Origin of the sequence: Falsihalocynthiibacter arcticus (assembly GCF_000812665.2) — a bacterium.
Taxonomy (GTDB): Bacteria; Pseudomonadota; Alphaproteobacteria; order Rhodobacterales; family Rhodobacteraceae; genus Falsihalocynthiibacter; species Falsihalocynthiibacter arcticus.
The window spans coordinates 4,171,519-4,195,042 of sequence record NZ_CP014327.1; the positions used below are offsets into that span (position 1 = coordinate 4,171,519).

Consider the following 23,524-nt stretch of genomic DNA (forward strand, 5'->3'; position numbering starts at 1 on the left):
GGCCATCAGCGTATTCACAAGGACCCGCTATGAAACGCGCTGCTTTCACCAACCGTTGGTTACCGATCCTGTTGCTCGTGCCACAGATCTCAATCATCGGCATTTTCTTCTACTGGCCTGCCATCCATGCGCTGCGCTCGTCATTCTATCTGCAAGACCCCTTTGGATTTAGCGAAACATTTGTTGGGTTTGCCAACTACGCATCGCTATTCAATTCCGCGTCCTATGGGCGCGCTGCGATATTCACAGTTTCTTTCACGCTACTTGTCACCATCCTGTCGCTTGGCATTGCTTTGCTGCTTGCGGTAAAGGCCGACAAGGTTGTGCGCGGGGCCAAGACATACCGCACACTTTTGATGTGGGTTTACGCCGTTGCGCCTCCTGTTGCGGGTGTGATGGGGCTGATCCTTTTCAACCAAAGCTGGGGGCCGATCTCCGATCTCTTCAAAAGCCTTGGTTGGGATTTTGCCCTTGGCGTAAATTATTACGACACGGCCTTCGCGATGGTTTTGATTTCCGTCTGGAAGCAGATCCCCGTCAACTTTATTTTCTTCCTGTCAGGGCTACAATCCATCCCCAAATCTGTGCGCGAGGCCGCGATGATCGACAATCGATCCGCCGCTGGCCGCTTTTGGGACGTGACCTTTCCTTTGCTGGCCCCAACAGGGTTTTTCCTGTTGATCACCAATATCACCTATTCGCTTTTTGACACGTTCGGCATCATCGACACGGTGGTGAAGGGCGAGCCAGGAAACAACCCGATGACCCTTGTCTACAAGGTTTATGTGGATGGGTTCCGAGGCAACGACCTTGGAGGATCATCGGCGCAATCTGTTGTCTTGATGGTGCTTGTTTTGGCGATGACTGTTTTTCAATTTCGGCTCGTTGAACGCCGCATTCACTATACATGAGGCCCGATATGAACACCGAAATAGTGACCCAATCCGCCCCCCGCGCACGGATCAAACTGTCGTTGGTCTTTGACCACGGCATCCTCATCCTTGGCGCGGCCTTTTTGATCCTGCCAGTCCTGATGCTTTTGCAAATGAGCACCATGCCAGACCTCTTTAACATGAAAAACGGGCCGAGCTTCGCCATTGGCGATCAACTTGATGAAAACTTTCGCAAAGCGATGTTTGAGGCAGACGGGTTCTCAGGCGAGAACACTGGCGTTCAGATGCTTTGGAACTCGTTGATCCTCGGGCTTGGCTTTGCGGCTGGTAAAATTGTGCTGGGCATGATGGCCGCCTATGCAATTGTCTATTTCCGTATGCGGTTTGCGACATTCGCGTTCTGGATCATCTTCACCACGCTACTTTTGCCGCTTGAGGTGCGTATTTTACCGTCCTACGAGATCGTACAACAACTTGGCATGCTCAATACGTATCAGGGGCTTATCATCCCGCTCATTGCATCGGCCACGGCGACTTTCTTTTTCCGCCAATACTTCCGATCCATCCCCGAAGAGCTGGTCGAAGCCGCCCGCATTGACGGCGCTGGACCGTTCAAATTCTTCATTGATATTTTGGTGCCGCTTTCCCGAACGATGATTGCCGCGATGTTCATCATCATGTTCGTCTATGGCTGGAACCAATATTTGTGGCCTACGATGATCACCACGGATGAAGATATGTTCACCCTCGTGCGCGGCATCAAGCAAATCAGACAATCTCTCGAGGGCACCAGTCTGCCCGAATACGGACGCGCAAATATGCTGGCCCTTATCGCCATTTTGCCCCCCGTTTTAATCGTCATCTTCTTCCAAAGCTGGTTCGTCAAAGGTTTGACGGAATCGGATAAATAAGGAAAATCTCATGGCTCAGGTCACACTGTCCCAGATCTCTAAGGTCTACTCCAACGGCTTTACTGCCGTACATCCCGCAAGTTTCGATATTCCGGATGGCGAATTTGTTGTTCTTGTTGGCCCGTCGGGATGCGGGAAATCGACAATGCTGCGTATGATCGCAGGTCTAGAAGATATCTCTAGCGGAGGTTTGAACATCGGCACTCGGCAGGTGAATGACCTCGATCCAGCCGACCGCGATATTGCGATGGTTTTCCAAAACTACGCGCTGTATCCGCATATGAACGTGCGCAATAACATCGGTTACGGATTGAAAAACCGCAAGATTGCCAAGGCGGAGATTGACCGCAAAATACGCGAGGCCTCAGCGATGCTGAACCTTGATGATTACCTCGACCGCAAGCCAAGCCAGCTTTCAGGCGGGCAACGTCAACGTGTTGCCATGGGCCGTGCGATTGTGCGTGACCCCGCCCTATTTTTATTCGACGAACCCCTCTCGAATCTAGATGCCAAACTGCGCACACAAATGCGTATTGAGATCAAAGCCCTCCAACGTCGCCTTGGTGTGACCGCTGTTTATGTGACCCATGATCAGGTCGAGGCCATGACAATGGCGGACCGCATTATTGTGATGAACGAAGGGCGGATTGAGCAAATCGGCACGCCAACCGAGGTTTACAACAGGCCTGAAACCACGTTCGTGGCGTCGTTCATGGGCGCTCCACCGATGAATTTGATGGTAGGCGTCGCGCGGGACGGGCAATTGCGTGTCGGTGACGAACCGATCGCAGCGCATGATCTGCCCACCTCCGGAAAGGTAACCATCGGCATTCGCCCAGAAGATATCGTTCCGGATGAAAATGGGGATATCACAATCGACGTTACCCTTGTCGAGGAACTTGGTGCGCATCGCCTTTTGCACGGCACTCTTGCGGGTCAAGACATCAGCATTCACGTCGATAAAGATAACATCATCAGCGTCGGGTCGCTCCGGGTGTCCCTAAAACCAAACGCTGTATCCCTGTTTGATGCCATAACAGGGGGACGCCTGACATGACTTATGTCGCAGAACTTCCCCTCGTCACAGCAGACCAAAAATCCAGCATCATGACTGCGCCACGCACCGCAGAATCCCACCGCGCATTACTGCAATCGCTGCCCAGCATGAATACCGTTCAAGTGGGGGGCGACGCCTGCGAAACGGCCTTGCCAAAGCAAATTTCAGCCGTGGCATGGAACGTTGAACGTAGTTTGTTTCCACTCGAAAATGCGGAGCTACTGGCGGATTTAAAACTCGATATCGTGCTGCTTTCAGAGGTCGATCACGGCATGGCGCGGACTGGGCAACAACATACAACTGAGGTCATGGCGAACGCGCTGAATATGCAATATGCATTTGGCGTTGAATTCCAAGAGCTTGATTTGGGCGGACCAACGGAACGGGCTTATTGCAGCGATAATTTCAACGCGTGCGGCTGGCACGGCAATGCGATCTTAAGTTCTGTGCCCTTCATCGCAGTAAAACTTATCCGTCTTGATGACCATGGCCATTGGTTTTCCTCCGATGAATTGAACGCCGATCCAGAACAGCCTCGCGTTGGGGGACGCATGGCAATCGCTGCGATTTTGCCTAGGGATGGCGGAACGATCTGCGTCGTCTCGACACATTTGGAAAGCAACGCGGACGCGAGGTATCGTGCCACGCAATTTGAGCACATACTTGATGCCATTGATGATTTTGCACCTGATATGCCTGTGCTTATCGGCGGGGACCTTAATACCGGCAATCACCAGCCACCCGATTTTGACTGGAAAGACGAAACCCTATTCGCAAAGGCTGAGGCGCGTGGCTACACTTGGGACGCAACACCATCAGGAATGACCACCAGATCAAGCCTGATAACACCACATCCAAACCGGAAAATGAAACTGGATTGGTTTTGCACGCGCGGATTATCTTGCATCGATACCGCTATGATCCCCGCGCTATCGAAAACAGGAAAACCGCTCTCAGATCACGAAGCGATATGGTGCTCTGTTTCATAAAACCCGCACTAAACCGGACCTCCTGAAGACAATTACACTCCTTGGATTCATGTGAAGCACAACTTGATAGGTGAACTGGGTCCGACAGATGCCTATTATAAATGCTCCGACAAAAGCACCAAATACGAACATGGTTATGTTCGCACAGTATGGCAACGCGCTGTCGCCCCAAGCGTTTGAGATTATAGAGCAGTCCAGCACGGGCGTCATCGGTATTCCCTACGTTCGTTTACGGCTGTGGAAATAGGCCTGCCTTAACGCGCGGCCCCCATGTCGGTTTGGATACAGGAATTGTCCCCTAGGCGCCAAGACTTGTGCCAAACGCACGAAACTAGGTTTTGGAAATGTTGGGTAGTCCCCTATGATCAGATCTTGTGTCAAAAGTCTGATCAAGCCCTCGCATCGAAATTACTGGGTCAGGCGTAATTGGTAGTTCCATGAACAGACAAGCTTCGACGAGGTCGTGCCAGAGCCCCCAAATACTAGGCGCTTCGCGGGAAGTTGGTATTTCCCGCCAAGCACTTCACAACCGCATTGTGTACCTCGCTTATTCGGCAGCACTTGCCAACGTCTGCCGCGCACGGTCATGCAAATGATAAGGCCGCGGATTTGCTTCGGGTGCGTCCGTTTCCCGGACAGGTTTGGCAAGGCGAAAATTCGGCAAACTGCAGAGTGAAAAGAGCACCCAAACGAAGTAAATATCAAAAACAGTTGTAGAAAATACAGTTCGCCCCCTCTGCAACATGCACATTTCGCCTCGAAGGGCGGCGATCTCAACCATTCGCAGCGTCATCACAATTGGCTGCTTTGGTGATACTGGCGCACAGCTGTTGGTATGGCAATCAACAGAACCGATCATTTCGAGGCGTTCTTAATTGTGCCATTGGTGATGAGACCCTGGCAAACGGCCGTAGGCTTCTAGCGCTTCATCTCTTATCGAATGGATGATTTCAGCGGCGGTTTATTGACTGTGAACAAGCCCAATCGCTTCGCCAACGAAGGGCGCGGCAATATCTGTGTCCGCAGTTTCAATAGCGGCTGACCAGATCCGTTGTTGTCGTTCCAAGTCTTGATTCAGGCCTGGCAGACTTTGTTCCAACGATCCACAAAGCCTGTTTTGAGCACCTTACCAGAGTGGCCCTCGGGCCCATCGTTTCCACGAACCAGATAGTGCGAGTGCGAACCGTTTCGCCGCCCGTGTGGGCTATTGTGGGCCCATCCAGTCTCGGATCAACAAGGGACTCGGTTGCACTCCCTCCGCGCCATGGGCTTGGACTGCCACACGTCCACGCCCGTCGGCGATACCCCCTCGGCACATAAGATTGCAACGCTGCCCCGGCGGGAAATTTCGTCCACAACTTCTGGTACCACAGCCTACAGGTAAATCTCCGGCTAACGCTAACTGGGCCTCGATCCACACTGGGTCGCCGTAGCCACCGCCAATTAGCCCAAGTCCGCCAGCGCGCGAGACGGCACCGGCCATTGCTCTACTAGCGACAAAGGCCGTGGGGGCTTGGAGCACTGGCAGCTGCAGATCGAAAAATCCGGTTAGCCGAGTTTTCATGACTTTGTCCTGTATTGCATGACCGGCAGCTCGCCGATCCCCCAATCTTCAAGCGCAACCTCGTCAATCACGACAAAGGTCGTCTTTGGATCTTTGTTCAGCACGTCCTGTAGCAAGCTGCTTACACCTGCAATCAACTGTGCTTTTTCTTCGTTGGTCGGACGGGTGCCATCCGGACCACCTTCGCGGGTAATTTTGATATTTATACAGCGGCTACAGCACAACCCGAACGTTGCGATGTGAGATGATGCGGAAGTTATCAGTTACTTGATCTCGAAAGTTGCGCCACTTTTTTGGGACGACCTCTCGCATAAAGTTCAAGATTGGGTTGGCGAAGTGTTTTTGCGTTGGATAGTGCCGATTATGGGTGACGTGGCTGTGCATGACGGCCCAGAGCCTCTCAATGGGATTGAGATGAGGGCAATAGGGCGGCAGTTGGATCAGGTGAATGCGACAGTTTTTGCGCGACAGGAACGCTCTGACATTGGGGCCTTTGTGGTATGGGGCATTGTCCCAAATGACGTGACTGATACGTTTGTCAGGGTTTCTGGCCTCAATTTTGGCGAGAAGCTGAACGGAGCTGACCCCATCGACGGTGGTTGGTTCAACGAAGGGCGCGTCAAAGGTTTCCAGGTTCAGAGCGCCGTGAATGTTCACACGCCCAGATGTCGTTTGGATGGCGGGATTTGACTGCGGTTTCAACGGGTCGACGCAACACATGCCTCAAATTTCTCTGCTGGCGTTTGATATTGCAAGGTCTTTCTCGGTCGCTCGTTAAGCTGGCGTGCGACAGCGCTGAGTTTGGCTTGGCTAAATCCGGATATATCAGTGCCTTTGGGGAAGTACTGACGCAGAATGCGGTTGGTATTTTCATTGCTCCCGCGTTGCCACGGAGACTGAGGATCGCAAAAATAGACATCGATATTCGTGGCTATGGTAAATTTTCGATGCCCCGCCATTTCTGACCCGCGATCCCAAGTCAGGGATTTATAGAGCTCCTTGGTTAGTTTTCGTGCTTGTTTGATCAGGGCTGTTGTCACGCTCTGGGTGTCTTTGTTCGCGACTTTGGCCAGCATCACGAAACGGGAATGACGCTCAACCAAGGTGGCGATGTAGCTGTTGTTGGATCCTGCGATCAAATCGCCCTCCCAATGGCCCGGAACGGCACGATCTTCGACCTCAGGAGGGCGTTCGCTTATCGAAACAGCATTCTTGATTTTGCGCAATTCAAGGCTCTTTTGAGTGGCGTGCCTTGAGCGTCGGGTCGCACGTGGGCTGCGCAGGCATTCCTGCAATTCCTTCTTCAAAACCCCTCGGGTTTGGACATAGAGGCTGCGATATATCGTTTCGTGTGACACGCGATTTTGCTCTTCATCAGGATATCTGTGTTTGAGCCACCCAGTGATTTGCTGTGGTGACCATTTCCGACACAGCTTTCGCGCTATCAGCTGGCACAAAGGATCGTTGAACGAGAGCTTACACAACTTGGGTCGCGTTGCGCAGTCCCAGGCGCGTTGGTCCGAGCGTGCTGCGCGATAAGCTTGGCGCCCGCCGTTCCTGCGAACCTCTCGGCTGATCGTTGAAGGGGACCGATTCAGGTTTTGTGCGATTGAACGAAATGACCGTTTTGTGACAAGCCCACGGGAAATCTCTTCCCGTTCATTGAGGCTCAAAGCATGCCGCGACCGCGTGCGATCAGCGGGGCGGATCCCACCGGTTCGCGCAAAATGAGGGAAAATCGACGAAGACGCACGATTGAAGTGACGGCCAATAGAGCTCATTGAATCTCCGCGTTGCCACCGAGCCCACATCTCGGACTTCTGTTTGTCCATATAAAACGTCCGTGTGCGATACTTCATGATAAACACTCCATCTTTCCAAAAAGATTAAAGTGTTGCGTCGACCCTTTGAAACCACAGGGCAAAGCGGTCGTCTGAGGAACCAAATTATCGGCAATCGCGGTCTCGAGTGCCACCCTGTCGATATCTGGGTTGTCACGAACATCCGCAGCCAAGGTCAAATACGGATGGTCACAACTTTCGAACAGTGGGCCTTCTATGCCGAAACGCTCTTTGATCTGCTCAGCAGCAGGGGCCGTGTCCCATTCATCGGGAGAGACGTAGCTTCCCGGCATCCCGAGAGAGGCAAAAAGATTGGCCAGCGTCAGATCAAGCTGGAGCAGGTTGTCTTCGGCCTCAAGGCTCGAGGGGCCAAAGAAATGCCCTACATAATCGGTCACGGATAAACTGACACCCAGAAAGTCCGTCACATCGTCATCACCCAAACCTTCTGCGTCGATAAGAGGCTTCGCAAAATCGGCAGGCATGTGATAACCAAAAGGACTAAGCGTCAGCAGGGTCGTAAAGTATTTGTCTTCGGTCGAACCCAATAGACGCGGAAAGGTGCGCCCAAACCCTGCAAAATCCGGCTCCCACGCCTGATCGTCGCGGCCCTCAAAAATATAGCTGTCGATTGGGTTCAAGAGTTCCCACAGCAGATCACTGTAGCTTTGCGGCAGACCTTTGTTGTTCCACGCATCAACCCAGCTGGGATAGGTATCATAGTAGTAATTGCTTGTTACGAACTCTCCGACTGCTTTTGAAAACCAGAATGTCTTGCCCGCGTGTCCGGCCATCGCAACGGCGCCACGATTCTTGATCGAGACGCCAAATACTTTTGCGCGTCCGGCCGTATTAACGGCTAGTTCGTCGCCAAATGTCGATGTCAGAATCGTACGTGGTGAACGGCCATCACTGGTCGCCGCACGCTGCGGGGGGTCGATTTCAGTCGCATCGTCGACATCCGCACCACTTGTGAAGATCGAATAGTCCGAGTCTTCAATGTTGTAGACAGTGCGTCCGGCTTCGCGGTCATACCATAGGTTGCCGACCATGCCGTGCGCTGCGGGGTTAGCACCGGCTGCCTGCGTCGTATGGCCTACAATCGTTTCGGTGTTGGCAAGGGTATGGTGGGCGTTGTTATAGTGAATGCCTTCTTCAAGCAGGTGCCTGAATCCACCTGCTCCGAGCTGATCCAAAAAACGGATGGGCATATCGCCTCGCAACTGATCGACGGTAATTTGGAGAATAAGTTTCGGTTTGTCCTTGGCATATGCGGCGATTGGAACTGAGCTAAGTGCACACAGTAAAAAAAGGCCGTTTTTGACAAAAAATTCATGGAATATCCTGTGGTGAAACCTGATGTTGGACAAGATTATGCAAGAATCCTCCCGAGCAAAGCAATCCTGATGACCTATTGGGGCTCAAACCTGCCGTTAGCTGCAAAAGACGCCGCTAAAGAAAGCGGAGAGACAATGGCAAATCGGTTTAAGTTGCCGTCTATTGTTTTGGGGAGCATTCTGGGCACCCTGGCGGAGCAGAACTTGCGCTTGCATAGTTGACGTCGCTTGGCGCGACGCCGGAGGCATAATCTAAAAACCTACCCGAACCGTATTCTCAGAGGGCCGCGAATTTGCAACCGTCGAATTACCAATTGCTGGGCTGACGTCTGATGAACGGTCAGAGGTCGTTGCGCAAAAGTTCGCCAAAATGGTTACTGCGATGATCGAATGTGGCGGCAAACTCAACAACGCCTAAATGCAGCATTCGCTTTTGGCACTTGTCGTCATTCTGGAAATCCGCATTTCAGTCCATGGTATTATTGACGTTCCCAAAGTCGATAAAGTTAACTTGTTCGTATAAATCGTGGGGGAAAGAGATAGGTTTCCTCTTCCAAAAACAATATTTTGTCAGGGAGATACGTTTAGTTATTTCAACAAAACGTGCCCAGGCTGTTGTATTAGATCGCTTGACTTCATGGCCACACCATAAATGGAACGTCACCCTCAACAGTCACAACAAACCGATGCAATAGCGTCTGTGTCTCGGCTTGCGCGGTGCAGGAATGCTGCACGCCCCAGGGTATGGCAGCTTCAACGGACCGCATCGCATTGAGTGGCTACTAAAATCAATATCCGGTAGCAGACATCCGACCGACTATATTGCTGCGCGTTCGACGAAGGTCAGCGCAAGCTGCAACGCAGCGCCGTTCGTGTCGTAGGCAAAAGGGTAGGAACTAGGCCTGCGCTGCAATTGAGAAACTTGGCCTCGATTCTGGCGAAGCGGACATTCTCAGCCAGACGAAACACTCGTCGCCAAGTACCTCCTCTAGTATCTGAAAGGAAACGTTCGCGCTAAAATCTCTGACGTCAGCGTAAAACATCAGTCAGAAGGAAGCTATCATGTCCAGTTCTTATGATGACCCGTGAGCAAGAACTCAGCGCACTTTTTGAATCTTCAGCTTGTCTTGCTTTGCTCTATTCTTGGTCGATTCCTCAGAGCGCATGAGAGCTTTGGCAATGACCTTCAAACTCATCCCTTTTGTTGCCAGCAGATGCAGTTTTTGAATTTCTTCATGCGTCCAAGCTTGGCGGTGGCGTTCATAACGTTCTGCCATTGGTGTCGTCTACCTTATTATTGTGTCGGGTCTATGATAAAGCATGGCCGTGCAGATGGCGCCAGTACAATGGCAATAGCGGTTATGGAAGGGCGTCGGTTGTTTAAAAGTGGTGTAAAAGTCGTCCGACATGCCCGCGCCATTAGGAAACTAGTGTTGATGGCACAGATACGAATGGGGGCAATCGCCGAGACCGTTGGCTTTGCTAGGCTTGAGCGGTTGCAAAGCGGGCATTGCCTGTCGCGTGGATAGGCCCATGCGCGGGGTATCTGGTCATGGTTGTTCAACTAGGTGAGGTCGCGCGGCAATCGGCAATGGCGAATTGCGCTTATAAAACATAGGGTGAAGATTTGAAACAAGTCCGTTTTCGGGGGCATTGACTGACTCAAAATGGAGAAACCATATGCAACTGAAACGCGGATATACTTCAGCAACCGTAAAACCGATCCAGCGCAAACTAAGGCGTTGCAGAAAGGCGGGGTCCATAAATATCCACACAAGACGAGGCGGTCATCTAGTGTCTTTCCATTCTGCGAGTGTGTTCGCAACCATTGGCGCATCGGAACACTGCCTCGCCAGCATTGGTAAGATCAAGCCCCACTGAGTTTCCTTTGGTGGCCCAGACGGTTCGAAACCCAGTTTCGCATAGACAGAAATCGCCCTCTTATTGTCAGGATGAGGATCGGTCGCGATGACGGATGCACCCTCATCAAAGAGTGCCTGCATTCTTGCGCCAATAAACGCTGATCCATGTCCAACACCAATCATTTCTGGGTCACCGATGTATTGGTCAATTCCTCGCGCTCCCTTGGGAAGTTTGGCAAAATGATGATCTTCCCAGCCGTGCACCGTATAGTCCTGCATGAAGGCAAAGGGACGTTCATCCATAGAGATGATCCAACGAGATACACGAGGATCGCTTATTTCTTCTTGATCGTATGGCTCATCCGCGTCCCACCATTCGCGAACATGCGAACGCGCTTGCCACTCCTTTAGCAGGTCGAGATCATCTATCGTCACTTGGCGAAATTTATATGTTCTGGCAGTCCTCATTCCAACAGTGTAGCATGTTGCCCGTTGGTCGGTATGGGCTCGTTGCTGCTCGCCATTGCTCGTCAATGCGAATGCCATGAAGGTCCGGTTTCAGGCTCGGCAATGAGGGGAGTATCCTCATCCGGACCAACGATCCTACCTCATAAGTTAAACAACTTGGCAGTATTTATTCGCCCCCCATTTATTCTCGCGCCTTTTTATCTGCTTTCACAAAGTCACCAGACGCATTAGGCATCCCTATCTTCGCTATCCAGGGAAAAATCATGGCGCAAAAAGCCACCATTTATAAAGTTGAACTTTCCGTTTCCGATATGGATCGTCACTATTATGAGACCCATAAACTGACCGTTGCCAAACATCCTTCAGAGACGGATGAACGGTTAATGGTGCGTATTCTCGCTTTTGCGCTGAATGCCCATGAGCAATTGGAGTTGACAAAAGGCCTTTCAACGGATGACGAGCCAGACATTTGGCAAAAAAGCTTGAGTGACGAATTGGAGTTATGGGTGGCCTTAGGCCTGCCGAGCGAAAAGGTTGTGCGTCAATCCTGTGGCAAAGCCAACGAGGTGATTGTCTATTGTTACGGCGGCCGCACGGCTGAGATGTGGTGGGAGAAGATCAAAAACAGCACCACGCGGTTTGATAACCTTCAAGTTATCAATTTTTCAGAGAAGGAAACCAGTGATCTGGAGAAACTGGCAAGCCGCTCGATGAAGCTGCAGGTTAATATTCAGGATGGCGAAGTGATGGTCAGTGTTGAAGATAGCATCGTTTACCTCACCCCGATCAAATGGAAAAATACTGATCATTGATCGTCGACCAGCTCACAATGCGTAGGCGACCGCATCGATTTCGAGGACATAATTGTACGCGCCCTGAAGTCCCAGCATGCGGACGCTAAGATTTTCGCAGTCGGGGACGATTGGCAATCGATTTATCGGTTCGCGGGCTCTTATATTCACATGATGCGGAATTTCGGCCGCGAATTCGGAGGGCAGTATGCGAAAGCTTCCGGAATCCACCGAACCGTCGATCTCGGCCGCACATTTAGGTCGGTTGACAGGATTGCGCTCGCGACTCGACGTTTCATTTTGCGCTACCCAGCTCAGATCACGAAGAAAGCCACCCGATAGCATTGGTGCACAACTAGATAGCTAAGGCCCTACACACTAACGCCACAAATCAAGTTAGTTCTTAACAGGCAGCCATCCTGCCCCTAAAGAACTTGTCTGGCGATACGCCGGTTCCTTGCGCCAATGAAGGTAACTTGCTTGTGCATGTAGGATCGATACTCGTCATTGTTCGATGGCAATGGAGAAGAAGCGAATTCGCGAAAAGGCAGGAAGAATTCGATTGCTGTCCTATTTTTTAAAATCATATCCTGAAGGTGAAAAAAATCGATGTATCCTCCAAAGCTTCCGAATAGTTCAAAGAATTCGGCATTTCTTGCTAATACTGAACTGAGCGGGCTGCCTTCGTTTTGGTAGTGGCGTTTGATGCACTCGAGAGTTAGATCGAAACGGTCCTTTATCTTGCTATTAGTACCACGCGCTTGATTGATATTTTGTTTCCCATCAACCATTCGAGCTGGAAAGATGATGTAGGCACCGACAATACTACCACAGTAAAAGAACTGATCCAGTTCGCCTTCTGGTATTTCGTTGATGATTGGAGCCATGGCTCGGTGATGCCTATAAGTGTTCGTGAGCGCATCGCTGGACAGGAAAAATTCTCCTCGTTCTGATATGTGATGCAGGTAGGTTCTAGGATGCTCGTCTGAAAGAGAGAATGCACCACCAGTAGGCAGTTTCTTGCTCCAGAGTGCTTTGTGGTAGTTGCGCAGTGTCGGGCTATGGCTGTCTGGGTCTTTGCCCAAGTCGAAGCGATGACGCTTGCGGATCGGATTGTCGTGCTCAATGGCGGAAACGTCGAACAGGTTGGCTCTCCGATGGAGCTATATGAAAACCCTGCGAGGCTATACCTGAAGGTAACTACAGGAATCTTCCTCTAAGGGTGCAACCTAATTATTTACAGTTATAAAGTGAGATTTCGAAGGGCGCTCTCAGTTCCTCAAAAGGTGGGTTAGTCGCGTTGGCGCTGGGCGTGATATCATGGTTGCACACCACCCCCTGAGAGGCCCAGAGAAGTCCTTCAGGGCGGCCTTCTGGTATTTAACCTGCAAGCACCCCTCAAGGCAAATGAGTGGCGCAGGACGGCCTATTTGTTGCGCATCGCCTTTATCATTGCCTCATGTTTCTGAGCCAGTGAAATTCCTTCACCATACGAGCTATCTTGCCCTGAGCTAAGTGCGTGTCCTTCGATGGCCTTGGCGGTCTCTGGGAAGACTTCAGCCGCCCTCATTCGGTCTTTCATATTATGACGAAGAGAATAGGTGGTATGTTTAGGGTCCGTCGAGTGCGTTTTAATTTTCTTGCCAAGAACAGTAGATAGCCGATCCATTCCGCCTCTGCTCGCATGTCAATCGCAGAGCAAAAAGGGTCCAGATCGCGGCGTAAAACTGGTCCACTGAGTTCTCGTTTGTCGTGCGCTTTGGTGCGCGTGCCCCCAAATAGCTAACGCGTGCCAAAGCGCATGTCGGCCCTTGGGCCGACATTGTCCTGATCTTGATGTGTTTTGGTTATTGGCGGCTCTTACGGCTATGTTTGAGCCGGTAACTCTCGCCATTCATCTCAAGGATGTGGACGTGATGGGTCAAACGATCCAGCAGCGCGCCTGTGAGCCGTTCGGAACCAAAGACTTCGGTCCACTCATCGAAAGGCAGGTTCGAGGTGATTATAATTGAGCCGCGTTCGTAGCACTGGGATATCACCTCGAAGAGGAGTTCCGCACCAGATTTGCTGAGGGGCACAAATCCCAACTCATCAATGATCAACAGGTTCTGGCTCGTCAGGTGCTTTTGAAGCCGCTGCAATCTCCGCTCATCCTGCGCTTCAATCAGATCATGGACCAGGGCTGCCGCCGTCGTGAAGCGTACTTTCAACCCTCTTTGGCACGCGGCCAATCCAAGCCCTAAAGCGATGTGGGTCTTGCCCGTTCCTGATGGCCCAAGGGCGATGATGTTTTCTCTGCGATCAATGTAATCACATCGTGCCAAATCCATTGTTAGAGGTTTGTTAAGGCTGGGTATGATTTTGAAGTCAAAGCTATCCAGGCTCTTGGTGCTTGGGAACTTCGCCGCTTTGATCCGCCGTTCGATCATCCGGCGCTCCCGATCTATCAATTCCATCTCGCACAGACGCGCCAAGTATTGAATGTGGTCCTTATTCTCGGCAGCACATATCTGGGCTTGTTTTGCGTACTCCCCTTGGAACGTTGGCAAGCGTAACTTCTTGAGGTGATGTTGCAGAAGGATTTGGGGGGCTTGGGTCATGCTGCGGTCCCTCCCATCAGGCTCATGTAGCTGGCCGGACGTGTTGTTCCAACGTTTGCCTTTGGCAGATAAGGATAGAAGTCCAAATCCAAGCGCGGTGGTCGCTTCTCAACTCGGCACAACACAAGGTGTTTTACAGCGTCATAGCCAATTGCGCCCAGATCAATGGCATGCTGGATCGCACCCTGCACAATATCCATCTCAAAGGTTTCCAAAAGGCGCAGGACTTGAACATATTCCCGCTTGCCCGGCTTACCCATTCTGGCTTCGAGCAGTCGGTGCAAGGTGGCGAAGACATCCGGTAGATCCCAGCCCTGCAAAGGGGCGGCTTGATCCAAAGCCCCCACCTTTTGCTCAATCAAAGGCAGGAAGTGGAGCGGGTCAAAGATCATGTCCGCTTTGGCGTAAGACCGCTGATGCCGTGCTATCACCTCATTGCCGCAGCCAATAATGACCGCATGCACAAAGCCACGCACGTGGACGTCGTGATGGGCAAAGGCCACGGGCACAGAGTAATCATTGCTACGGTAGCGCACCATTGAGATTGATGTGGCCCGCGTACTGACATGGTCGCAGGCCTCATACTCTGCGACAGGCAACCCCATCAGGGCATCAAGATCGGACATCAAACGCTGGCCAATAGTTTGGCTGTGGCCACGCAATTTGTCGCCCTGACGTGCTAAACACTTCGCTTCCAGATGGGCGTTCAAATCATCAAAGCTGTCATAGCGTGGGGCCGGCACCATGAAGTTGCGACGTGTATATCCGACCATGCCTTCGACATTACCTTTGTCGTTCCCTCGCGCTGGCCGACCAAACTTGTCATCAAACAGGTAATGGGATTGCAGCTCAGTGAACCGACGTGTGCGGATGCGAGTTTTGTCTCCAAGTATACGGGCTACAGCGATCTTGGTATTGTCGTAGAGAATGGATTGGGGGATTCCCCCAAAAAGGCGAAGGCAGACACGTGGCCGTCGCAAAACGCTTCTGTCGTCTCCGCAGGGTATCCCTTCACAAACACTGCGTCCGAATGCGGTAGGCTCATCACGAAGAAGTGGATCTTACATTCTACGCCGCCAATCACGCCAAGGGTCTCACCAAAATCAACCTGCGCGTGGCCGGGCCGATGCGACAACGGCACAAACACCTCTTTCGTGCGCCGCTTTTGCTCGCGTACGTAATACGTCACAGTCGTCAAGCTGCCAGTATATCCATGCTCGGCTCTCAGGCGTTCATAGATGCGCTTTGCTGTGTGACGCTGCTTTTTGATCAGGGCTTTGTCGGTGCGCAATATCTCGTCGATGATACCTACATAATCATCAAGCGTGGGGCGACGGGGCGCTTCTGAACGACGATAACCAGGAGGGAGTTCATGACGTAGCATCTTCGCTATCGTCTTACGGTCCTTGTTGAAATAACGCGCCGCTTCACGAGCAGACATGCCGTTCTTCAAACAAGCACGGCGCACACGACTATAAATATCCACAGAATACATCTCCCGCCCTCCGAATAAACGAAGGACACAAACTGGCGGAATTTTACTCCGCGACAACTGCGATATGTCGAAGTTGTTTCTGTGGCCCAGTATTGCAGTGCGTTTTACACTCGCATATCTTGGAAACGCAACCGTCTCCCCTGCGCCCTCCGCAACAATAGATTTGGCGACCTCCAAGGCGTCCCCAACGAGCGGGATGGCCCTTTCAGACCAGCTGCTCTTGAGTGTTCTGCCTTCTCTTCGAGAAATAAGGATGTGCGGGATCGGGGCGTTCACCACAAATTCAGACCGCAACAGCATCCTTATCTCGCTTGGACGTGCCCCCGTGTGGTCGAGTAGAGTCCACATCCGATAGAGTTCAGGTGTTTCCTTCAGGTCCGCATAGACCCCATTGATAACGTCTCGGGGGAGCGGGAGCCGTTTGGTCTGACGCCCATCAGTTTCATCCGTGATCTTCATTCCACTAAATGGGTTACTTCCCCCATCAATTGTTAGCTCGCTTATGGCCCAACTAAAAACCGCACTAATATCATTGCGCTCGCGCCTAATCGTGGCAGGAGCAACACCTGAGGCTTCCCTACTGTCCCGCCACGTCCTCGCATGGCTTCGAGTAACCTCAGAGAGCGGCCTGTCCGCCCCTAAAATGCTTATTAAACGCTGTTCGCCCCTGTAAAGTCTCTGGGTCTGCTTCTTGAGTTGCTCAGGGTCGCTTTTGCCTTTTTCGGCGAGGTAAGCCTTGAACGCATCAGTCACGGTCACTGTGCGAGCTTCCTCCTCGACCCCGCCTAATAACGCCCTTGCCAGAATCGCGTCACCTGCAGGGACACCTATATATTCACCTGTATGGGGGTCTTGATACTTATCCACCAACTCTGAAACAGCAGCATCCCTTGCTGTTCTCTCGTTTTCGTCTCTCCCAGCGCCATATGGGTCCATCCCCCACTCCGAAAGAAGGGCGACCATCGGTTTTGATTGTTCCATTGGAGAAAGTTTAGTCACGCCATTCCGCGACAAGCTCAACAAATGCTCAAAGCGTTGATGCACCATACCATAGTTGGTCATGGCCTCCCCTGAGGTTTTCCCTATGACCTTTAGAAATTCATTCTTCTTAATCAAACCTACAAGGGCTTTTGGGACCCTTCGACGGTAGACATAGTTTCCTGATTTCTTATCCTGAGTAACATATTTCACAGTCATATTCCGCATAGCTTAAACCCGTTTGTGTAGGTAAGCGTGTATGTGAATAGGTTACAACCAGATACATTATCCTTTTGTAACAATCACTTAAGCTGGAATAAATGGTGCCCCACACGAACTCGAACTAAAGAACTAACGCACTGAATATAAATGATAAAATAAATATGATTTACATAAACACCCCCAAAAGTACCCTAGAAACTTCTTCTTACCTCGCTTTTTGCGCTAGATGCCGTCGAACCAATTCGGGTCTATATTCACTTGTTCGACCATTTCAGTTTGCACTCCAAGCTTATTGGCTTTCAACAAGTCGCATAAGCGCTCGCCGTCTATCAAGTCGATAGCTTTAGCCCCGTCGCGTGTCGCCTCTTCTGAGGCTTGGCTCGTGAAATGGCCCGTCGTGATAAACAGGCCTTTGTCCGCACGGCCCTCTAATGCGCCGCGAAAATCCCTGATCTCTTTTGAGCCCACACTGCCTTTATAGCGCTTGCACTGGAAATAGACTTGGAATGACACCAAGTTTACCCTTAGCACCCCAACGCCATCGATCCCGCCATCACCTGATTTTCCACGCACCTCGACTTTTACAAACCCTGCTTCTCGCAAGAGCCTTTGGGCCAACCGCTCAAAAGCATCAGGCTGCATGGCCTTAAGCACATCCAAGAGCGTGGCTTTCCAGTCTTCTTCGCCTTCGGGTTCGTCCGCCACAACTTGAACCACATCGAGCCCTTGGGATTTGGCCGCCTTGCGCTTGGCTTTTGAACGATCACGCTCCTCTTGTGTCACTTGGTCGTAAATCGCGCGCGTAGCTTCAAGGGTTGATATCTTTGCGCCTATTTCGGTTAATGCCCAAACGCCACGTGCGGAATTTTCAAGCGCATTGCCGCGTTTCAAATAGGTACGCGCCCACGATAAGTAATAGTTCACGCGCGGGCCACTCATATTGGCCATCATGTAGCCCTGCTCAATCTCTGTGACACCTTCAAGCGCAATGGCTTCTTCATCAAGCTCTTGGATCGATGCCGACCCGCCCAGCGCGTGCAGGGCTTCAATTGTGGTCAACATCATACCCGCCAAATCGGGCAAGCTGTCTTGGTCTATTTTAAATCTGCGCATTCATTCGGTCCAATCTAGGCTGCATATCGCCCGTCATCTGTTAGTTCTGCCTGCCCCAAAGCGGCGAGGCTTTCCAAGAGCGGCTGTACGGCTGTGGTGCGGGCGCGCAGGAATTTGCGGGCGATCTCTTCGGGGCTGGCCTCTCCTGCCTCTTCCAAAGCGGCGCGCACGGCGGCGATTTGTTCGGGCATAGTTTTGGGCCATGGGGATTTCTCGATTTTGACCGTAGGGCCAAGGTCCATTGCCGAGGTCTTGCCTTTAGCGGCCACCTGCCCGCTTGGGTTTTGGTACTCGGGACGCAGCCACCGAATTTGACCCTTGGCCTCTTCCTCTGCCCGCTCTTTGTTGAGGGCGACCAGTCGCATCAAGATTTCTTCGTCGAGCAGATCGGCGGGCCAGCCATAGGCCTCGGCGACGGCGGTATCAATTTGATCATGCAGATCGCGCAGAATGCCGATGAGACCCTGGTCGTAAATCTCTTTGTTCTTGCCCTCGATCACGTCCCCCGCGAGAAGCTTTTCCAGCACGTTGTACATATTGGTCAGCGTCAACTTCGGATGCGCCGCCTGCTGACGCTTGCGATGCGCGTCGAGTTCTTCGCCAAGCTGGCGGAGGTGGACTTTTTGCGGGTCTGTGAGCTCTGGGAAGGGGAACGGGTCGAAGCACTTAGTTTTTGCGTAAACTGGGTCGTTGCCGACTCCCAACCAACTTCCAGCCGCAAGCGACCAACAAACATGGAAGCGGGAAGAGAGTACCGCTAGCCTTTCCGCTGCATCAATTGCCAGAACTATGAGTTTGTTGTCTGCTAAGGTATCTTTACTCAAAAACTGAAACACTCGATGCTTTGACGTTTCAACCGTTGCGGAATAACGAGGCAAGTCTTCCAAAGCTGGCCGTATTTCGCTCCTCGGACGTCCAAAAATCCACCAGTTCTTTTTGATAGATTTGTCTCTGTTGGCGTCGCGCTCTGGTTTCACTGCATCAAGGATGTGTTGATAAATAGGGGGGTAACTCTCTCGGACTTCATTTTCTGACAAGCCAAATAGGTCAATAACCATTGCATTTCGTGGACTAGCCATTAAGTCGCGACCGTTGCGATACTGCCTGATATGTTTTTCTGTCCCAACAATCGTACCTAGCCCCAGATTTGCAGCCTTTTCTGGCGAGACGATAAAACCAGAACCGAACAGCATTACACCACGAGACGACAAGTCGGAATTTGCGAGCAAAGGCCTAGCCCCCGCAACATCGGCCCCAATCTGTAAGTTGCCAAAAACCTTTCCAATCTGGTGATCAAAGGTGACGGGCTTGCCCTCGCTTTCGTTGCATTCTTTCTTTTCTTCAGTCGCCACTGTCAGCAACCGCCCCGCGCGATTGCCCACAGCACCCACGGTCATAGCGATGCGCACAGCTGCTCCGTACAGAGTATCCACCCAGGGATGATCTGGAATAGCAAAGAGCAAGGAAAGCGGCTTCTTCGGGTCGTTCAAATGCGGTTCCAGCACGCGACGGTTAAACGTCTGTCGTAGGGAATTCGTGGTGATCAAGCCAAAACGACGGGTGCCTTTGCCCGTCTTGGCGTTCCAGCCCCGCGCAGCCAAAGCGGCCTTGTCCCACCAGAACATCACCAAATCGGCACTTTGCGGCATCTTGGGATAGGCGCTCCACAGAGCTTCTACATATCCATCGCCCAAAGCATCGCGCAATCGCGAAGCACCAATAAACGGCGGATTGCCAACAATAAATTCGGCCTCGGGCCATTTCGTTGCTTTGGGCTTGGCATAGTCATAGACCTGCACACGCGCGGCGGGGTCTGGCACCTCTTCCCCTGTCACGTTGTGACGGATGGTTGTCACCCCGTCCCAACGGGTCACAGGCGTCCCATCCTCGTTCAGACGCGGCGTGCGATCCGACCATTCCAGCACGGCATCGGCGTTTTTGATGTTCTTGAAGTCGCGCAGAACAGGCTCGGAGGGGGCCGCCGTGCCGTGGGTGCGGTAATGCCATTGCAGATAGCCGATCCAAAGCACCAATTCGGCCACATTCGCGGCCCAAGGGTTCAGCTCGATCCCGAGGAATTGATGCGGGTCCACGGTGATAAAGCTTGATTGAACTTCGCCTAATTCGGCTAAAAGCGCGGTGACTTCACCCTCTAGCCGTTTCATCATTTCCAATGCAACATAGAGGAAGTTGCCAGAGCCACAGGCGGGGTCAAGCACGCGGATTTCGCACAAAGAACTGTGGAAATCGCGCACAGTTTTCAGTGCCTCTTCGGTTTTATCGTCTTGTGTCAGGCGTTGCACAGCGATCTGTACGTTGCGCCAATCCTCGCGCAGCGGCTCCATGATTGTGGGCGTAACAAGACGTTCCACATAGGCGCGCGGGGTATAATGCGCACCCAATTTGTGGCGTTGCTTGGCGTCTAAAGCGCGTTCAAGCAAGGTTCCGAAGATGGCAGGCTCAACTTTTTTCCAATCGGCCTCGGCGGCTTCGATCAACAGGCCAAGTTGCAGATTGTCGAGCGGCAAAGCGGAGGAGTCTTTGAACAGGCCCCCATTGAATTTTTTGACCTTGGTCATGAAAGCATGGGCGAATTCGCCCTTGTCCATAGCCTCCCAGAGCCCCGCCAAAGCGTGTTCAGCGTCTTGGGGATGGCCGCGCAGCTTCTTGAGGAGATCGGTAAAACTATTGTGCGGGATAAGATCAACGTCTTCGGCAAACATGGAAAATAGACAGCGCATTAGAAAACGCGCAACGGTTTCGCTGTCATGCCCCTGCCCTTCGAAGCTTTTGCCAAGCTCAGCAAGATGGTGAGCAATCTCACGTGTGACTTTAGCAGCCTGCAAGGATGGATCGAGACTAAAAGGGTCTGTCCAAATGGTGCGCAAAAGAGCGCGGGTTTCTTCGTGGCGCAAATCATCAAGGGAAATACGGTAGCGATTGCCATCGGGGAACTGGTTGTAGCCCTGCCCTTGTTTTGAAAAATCGGAGTACAGTTCAATGACATTGCCGACATCAACAATCATGAGAAACGGTGGCCAGCCATCCTCCTTGGCGACGGCACGCGCATAGTTGTCGGCTTGATTGCGCGCCTTGAGCATTGTATCGTCGAATTTAGCGGTGCCGCGCTTTCCGTGACCTACTTGTTTAGGCGCATTTTTCTCAAGGAACATCTCAAGGGTGCTTTTGTCTTGAGCGCTTTTGGAAACCCCTTGCTTGGCCTCAAGAATGAAGTGACCTCTTTTGTAAAGATCAATCCTGCCATTTCGTGTGCGGCCAGTGTGCGTTAAAGTGACAGGCCGCTCAAAACGATAGTCTAGAAAGTCGCCATCTTTGTCAGATACGTATGGGCGGTCTACCCCCAAAAGTTCAGTCAATTCAATTGCAAAGGTCTGAGCGGTCGCCATTTCGCTCCCGCCAGACTCTTGCCAACGTCCAATAAACTCATCGATATCCATGCCCACCGCCCAAATTTTTTTATTTATCGGCGAAGTCATGCACTAAATCATACTTTGTTCAATCCCTACCCGCCCCGCATTAACGCCTCTTAGCAACCTATGGAGACGCGGCAATAGCCGTTCCCAGTAGTGATTACCTTTTTTCTGCGAGGCCTTTTGGAAGGTGTCTGTGCTTGTTCATGCCCAACTACGGCCAATCCCTTTTCTTAATCAGCTCCGCTTGGCGCTCAATGGAGACGGGGCAATAGGCGCTGATTGAGGTGATGACACTGGAATGCCCGATGTTCTGAGAAAATGCTTTGAAGGCTTCGCGCGACGGGTATGTGGTATCAGCCCACTTCACGAGCGTTTTGCGGAAAGCGTGGGGCGTAAAGGGAGGGAGGTCTGCGCGCAAGAAGGCCTCTTTGATTACCGAGCGGATTGAGTTGGCGTTTTTGTATACCTCGCGATTGAGGCCAACAACTTGGAACGAGCCATCTATTGGCTTGATCTTCGCAGGTGAAAACAAGGGGTCATCAGGCCCAAACAGCGCGGTTGTTCTCAGATGAGTTACCCAACCTGCGAAACACGCCAAGTATTCGGGATCGACGGGCAGGAAGTAGCTGGTGAAGGTTTTCGAGTTTTTCGTCTTTACCTCGCGCGCATCCTGATAAACGCAACCGTCGATCATGTTGATATGTTTGAGCTTCAAAGACGCCACCGCCCCATCCCGCGCGCCTGTCAGCATAAAAAATGCGAACAACGCTTTGTTGCGGCGTTCGATCTCTGTCGCTTCAGGCATGTATGAAAACGCATGACGTGCCATTTCCATAGAAGGATACGGCGTTTCGCGCGTTGCACTGGCGACGCGCGCGCCCTTGGCATCCATATTGAAGTAATCCGCGTCGGAATGGCGAATACGGCTTTTGTATCCACTTTGATCTGCTAGCCAAAAGATGAACCCTTTGTTGGCGGCAAGGATGCTGCGAATTGTGGATTTTGACAATGGCTTGCCCGTTGTCTTACTCACTTCGACGCTCAGACGGTCCTGAAATTTGATCGCCTGCTCGATGCGAAAGCGTTTGAAGCTGGTGTAACCGACGCTCGCCTCAAACCTAAGAATACCTTCAGCGGCCTTTAGAACCGTGCTGGCGTCCTTGCGCTTAGCAGCCTTGAGATATTGCAGGTAGCGGCGTTTGATCCGCTCGTTTTCTTCGTTGTTTTTACGCATTGGTTAGCGCTCCTGTTTAAGTGTACATTTAAGCGGGGCATGGCGGTATCTATTAGGCATTGCTGCCCCCGCCTGTCTTGATCTGGAAGGTTTCGGAAAACACATGGGTCTGAGTGTTGGAAATCATCCGGCTTGCGCACGCGCCGCAACACGCGCAAATGCCCATCAGGCGTGTGGTTTTAGGTGTGTTTGCGAATGCCTCAACTGACATATCGAGAGGCTTACGCCCTGCCCTGCAAGAAAGGCAAAATAACTCATTCGGGGCCAGCGGTGATTTGGTTGCCTGATATTTGGCGCGTAGATAATCGCGGATTGCAGCACCCGAAATCAAGTAAGGTTTGCGCGAGGCCATGACGGGTAAACCGTCCTTGATCCAATTGCGGATCGTCGCAGGTGATTTGCCCAGCGCGGCGGCGGCCTCACCAATTTCATAGGTTAAAGCAGCCTTCACGGCCATCGGGTTGGCGCGCCTATTCATCCGCCACCCCCTTAAAGAGCGCTCGAATGTCTTCGGCTTTCCAAACGGTAGTGCGTGGGCCGAGTTTTTGCGGTTTCGGGAAGCGTCCATCTTTAACGCCCTGCCACCAAGTAGACTTTGAAACGGGGATTGGTCCCGCTGGTGAAAGGATTTGCGCCAAACGCACAAAGCCTGTTTCGGGGAAGGTGTATTTGTCCATTGATGTGTTCCTGAGTTGATTAACAGTCAGGTACATCTTGAGAAAAGCATTAACGTTT

22 protein-coding genes and 3 pseudogenes are annotated in these 23,524 nt (G+C 51.9%); 10 read left to right on the forward strand and 15 right to left on the reverse strand.

Annotated elements, in window-relative coordinates:
• The first annotated feature begins 29 nt into the window (after positions 1–29).
• From RC74_RS20480 to RC74_RS22405, 5 genes are all read left to right on the forward strand, one after another.
• Complete coding sequence (locus tag RC74_RS20480; RefSeq protein ID WP_039003293.1) at positions 30–911, forward strand: ABC transporter permease subunit; 882 nt, start codon at positions 30–32, stop codon at positions 909–911.
• An 8-nt stretch (positions 912–919) separates the two neighbouring features.
• Positions 920–1,804: an ABC transporter permease subunit gene (locus RC74_RS20485; RefSeq protein ID WP_039003294.1), complete on the forward strand. Its 885-nt coding sequence runs from the start codon at positions 920–922 to the stop codon at positions 1,802–1,804.
• Positions 1,805–1,814: 10 nt separating this feature from the next.
• Positions 1,815–2,861: an ABC transporter ATP-binding protein gene (locus tag RC74_RS20490; RefSeq protein WP_039003295.1), complete on the forward strand. Its 1,047-nt coding sequence runs from the start codon at positions 1,815–1,817 to the stop codon at positions 2,859–2,861.
• The gene (locus RC74_RS20495; protein ID WP_039003296.1) at positions 2,858–3,850 is read left to right on the forward strand and encodes an endonuclease/exonuclease/phosphatase family protein; all 993 of its coding nucleotides are present in this window, start codon (positions 2,858–2,860) and stop codon (positions 3,848–3,850) included. The genes RC74_RS20490 and RC74_RS20495 overlap by 4 nt, the downstream gene beginning before the upstream one ends.
• Before the next feature lie 88 nt (positions 3,851–3,938).
• The gene (locus tag RC74_RS22405; RefSeq protein ID WP_156477534.1) at positions 3,939–4,097 is read left to right on the forward strand and encodes a hypothetical protein; all 159 of its coding nucleotides are present in this window, start codon (positions 3,939–3,941) and stop codon (positions 4,095–4,097) included.
• Positions 4,098–5,054: 957 nt separating this feature from the next.
• On the opposite strand, the gene RC74_RS20505 is transcribed toward RC74_RS22405, so the two are convergent.
• The 5 genes from RC74_RS20505 to RC74_RS20525 are packed head-to-tail and all read right to left on the reverse strand — an operon-like array spanning position 5,055 to position 8,466.
• Entirely contained in the window at positions 5,055–5,414 is a 360-nt protein-coding gene (locus RC74_RS20505; protein ID WP_039003299.1) for a nitronate monooxygenase, read from the reverse strand.
• Positions 5,411–5,638 carry a tautomerase family protein gene (locus tag RC74_RS20510; protein ID WP_335339561.1) on the reverse strand — a complete coding sequence of 76 codons (228 nt, stop codon included), beginning with the start codon at positions 5,636–5,638 and terminating at the stop codon, positions 5,411–5,413. The genes RC74_RS20505 and RC74_RS20510 overlap by 4 nt, the downstream gene beginning before the upstream one ends.
• Positions 5,628–6,116, reverse strand: a complete 489-nt coding sequence (locus tag RC74_RS21975; RefSeq protein ID WP_236939994.1) for an IS630 family transposase — start codon at positions 6,114–6,116, stop codon at positions 5,628–5,630. The genes RC74_RS20510 and RC74_RS21975 overlap by 11 nt, the downstream gene beginning before the upstream one ends.
• Positions 6,113–7,273: an IS30 family transposase gene (locus RC74_RS20520; protein ID WP_062628146.1), complete on the reverse strand. Its 1,161-nt coding sequence runs from the start codon at positions 7,271–7,273 to the stop codon at positions 6,113–6,115. Before RC74_RS20520 ends, RC74_RS21975 begins: the two co-directional genes overlap by 4 nt.
• The gene (locus tag RC74_RS20525) at positions 7,270–8,466 is read right to left on the reverse strand and encodes an alkaline phosphatase family protein (protein ID WP_052275048.1); all 1,197 of its coding nucleotides are present in this window, start codon (positions 8,464–8,466) and stop codon (positions 7,270–7,272) included. The genes RC74_RS20520 and RC74_RS20525 overlap by 4 nt, the downstream gene beginning before the upstream one ends.
• Before the next feature lie 123 nt (positions 8,467–8,589).
• On the opposite strand from RC74_RS20525, the gene RC74_RS20530 reads away from it, so the two are divergent.
• Together RC74_RS20530 and RC74_RS23260 are read left to right on the forward strand one after the other, a co-directional pair.
• The gene (locus tag RC74_RS20530) at positions 8,590–8,814 is read left to right on the forward strand and encodes a hypothetical protein (RefSeq protein ID WP_052275049.1); all 225 of its coding nucleotides are present in this window, start codon (positions 8,590–8,592) and stop codon (positions 8,812–8,814) included.
• A 100-nt stretch (positions 8,815–8,914) separates the two neighbouring features.
• Entirely contained in the window at positions 8,915–9,010 is a 96-nt protein-coding gene (locus tag RC74_RS23260; protein ID WP_236940095.1) for a hypothetical protein, read from the forward strand.
• A gap of 679 nt (positions 9,011–9,689) precedes the next feature.
• On the opposite strand, the gene RC74_RS20535 is transcribed toward RC74_RS23260, so the two are convergent.
• Both RC74_RS20535 and RC74_RS20550 read right to left on the reverse strand, forming a co-directional pair.
• A complete protein-coding gene (locus tag RC74_RS20535) occupies positions 9,690–9,869 on the reverse strand; it encodes a hypothetical protein (RefSeq protein ID WP_039003817.1) in 180 nt (59 codons plus the stop codon).
• Positions 9,870–10,379: 510 nt separating this feature from the next.
• Positions 10,380–11,000: a GNAT family N-acetyltransferase gene (locus RC74_RS20550; RefSeq protein ID WP_236939995.1), complete on the reverse strand. Its 621-nt coding sequence runs from the start codon at positions 10,998–11,000 to the stop codon at positions 10,380–10,382.
• A gap of 185 nt (positions 11,001–11,185) precedes the next feature.
• Between RC74_RS20550 and RC74_RS20555 the strand changes: the two genes are divergently transcribed.
• Complete coding sequence (locus tag RC74_RS20555; protein ID WP_039003820.1) at positions 11,186–11,734, forward strand: YaeQ family protein; 549 nt, start codon at positions 11,186–11,188, stop codon at positions 11,732–11,734.
• Between the two features lie 36 nt (positions 11,735–11,770).
• Positions 11,771–12,040, forward strand: a pseudogene (locus tag RC74_RS22415) (UvrD-helicase domain-containing protein); the annotation flags it as partial.
• A 98-nt stretch (positions 12,041–12,138) separates the two neighbouring features.
• Here the strand turns inward: RC74_RS22415 and RC74_RS20565 are convergent.
• Complete coding sequence (locus RC74_RS20565) at positions 12,139–12,798, reverse strand: DUF6994 family protein (protein ID WP_417935167.1); 660 nt, start codon at positions 12,796–12,798, stop codon at positions 12,139–12,141.
• Here RC74_RS20565 and RC74_RS22420 point away from each other — a divergent pair.
• Positions 12,796–12,906, forward strand: a pseudogene (locus RC74_RS22420) (sugar ABC transporter ATP-binding protein); the annotation flags it as partial. The gene RC74_RS20565 and the pseudogene RC74_RS22420 sit on opposite strands and share 3 nt — an antisense overlap.
• A 654-nt stretch (positions 12,907–13,560) precedes the next feature.
• Here RC74_RS22420 and istB read toward each other — a convergent pair.
• From istB to RC74_RS20600, 7 genes and pseudogenes are all read right to left on the reverse strand, one after another.
• A complete protein-coding gene (istB, locus tag RC74_RS20570; RefSeq protein ID WP_062628384.1) occupies positions 13,561–14,313 on the reverse strand; it encodes an IS21-like element helper ATPase IstB in 753 nt (250 codons plus the stop codon).
• Positions 14,310–15,808: pseudogene (gene istA / locus RC74_RS20575) on the reverse strand (IS21 family transposase). The gene istB and the pseudogene istA overlap by 4 nt, the downstream one beginning before the upstream one ends.
• A 1,422-nt stretch (positions 15,809–17,230) precedes the next feature.
• Positions 17,231–18,121 carry a restriction endonuclease gene (locus RC74_RS20580; RefSeq protein ID WP_039000982.1) on the reverse strand — a complete coding sequence of 297 codons (891 nt, stop codon included), beginning with the start codon at positions 18,119–18,121 and terminating at the stop codon, positions 17,231–17,233.
• 14 nt (positions 18,122–18,135) lie between these two features.
• A complete protein-coding gene (locus RC74_RS20585; protein ID WP_039000990.1) occupies positions 18,136–21,579 on the reverse strand; it encodes a class I SAM-dependent DNA methyltransferase in 3,444 nt (1,147 codons plus the stop codon).
• Between the two features lie 187 nt (positions 21,580–21,766).
• The gene (locus RC74_RS20590; protein WP_039000983.1) at positions 21,767–22,789 is read right to left on the reverse strand and encodes a site-specific integrase; all 1,023 of its coding nucleotides are present in this window, start codon (positions 22,787–22,789) and stop codon (positions 21,767–21,769) included.
• A 52-nt stretch (positions 22,790–22,841) separates the two neighbouring features.
• Complete coding sequence (locus tag RC74_RS20595) at positions 22,842–23,267, reverse strand: helix-turn-helix domain-containing protein (RefSeq protein ID WP_039000984.1); 426 nt, start codon at positions 23,265–23,267, stop codon at positions 22,842–22,844.
• On the reverse strand, positions 23,260–23,466 hold the full coding sequence (locus tag RC74_RS20600) for a helix-turn-helix transcriptional regulator (protein WP_039000985.1): 207 nt from the start codon (positions 23,464–23,466) through the stop codon (positions 23,260–23,262). Before RC74_RS20600 ends, RC74_RS20595 begins: the two co-directional genes overlap by 8 nt.
• Positions 23,467–23,524: the final 58 nt, after the last annotated feature.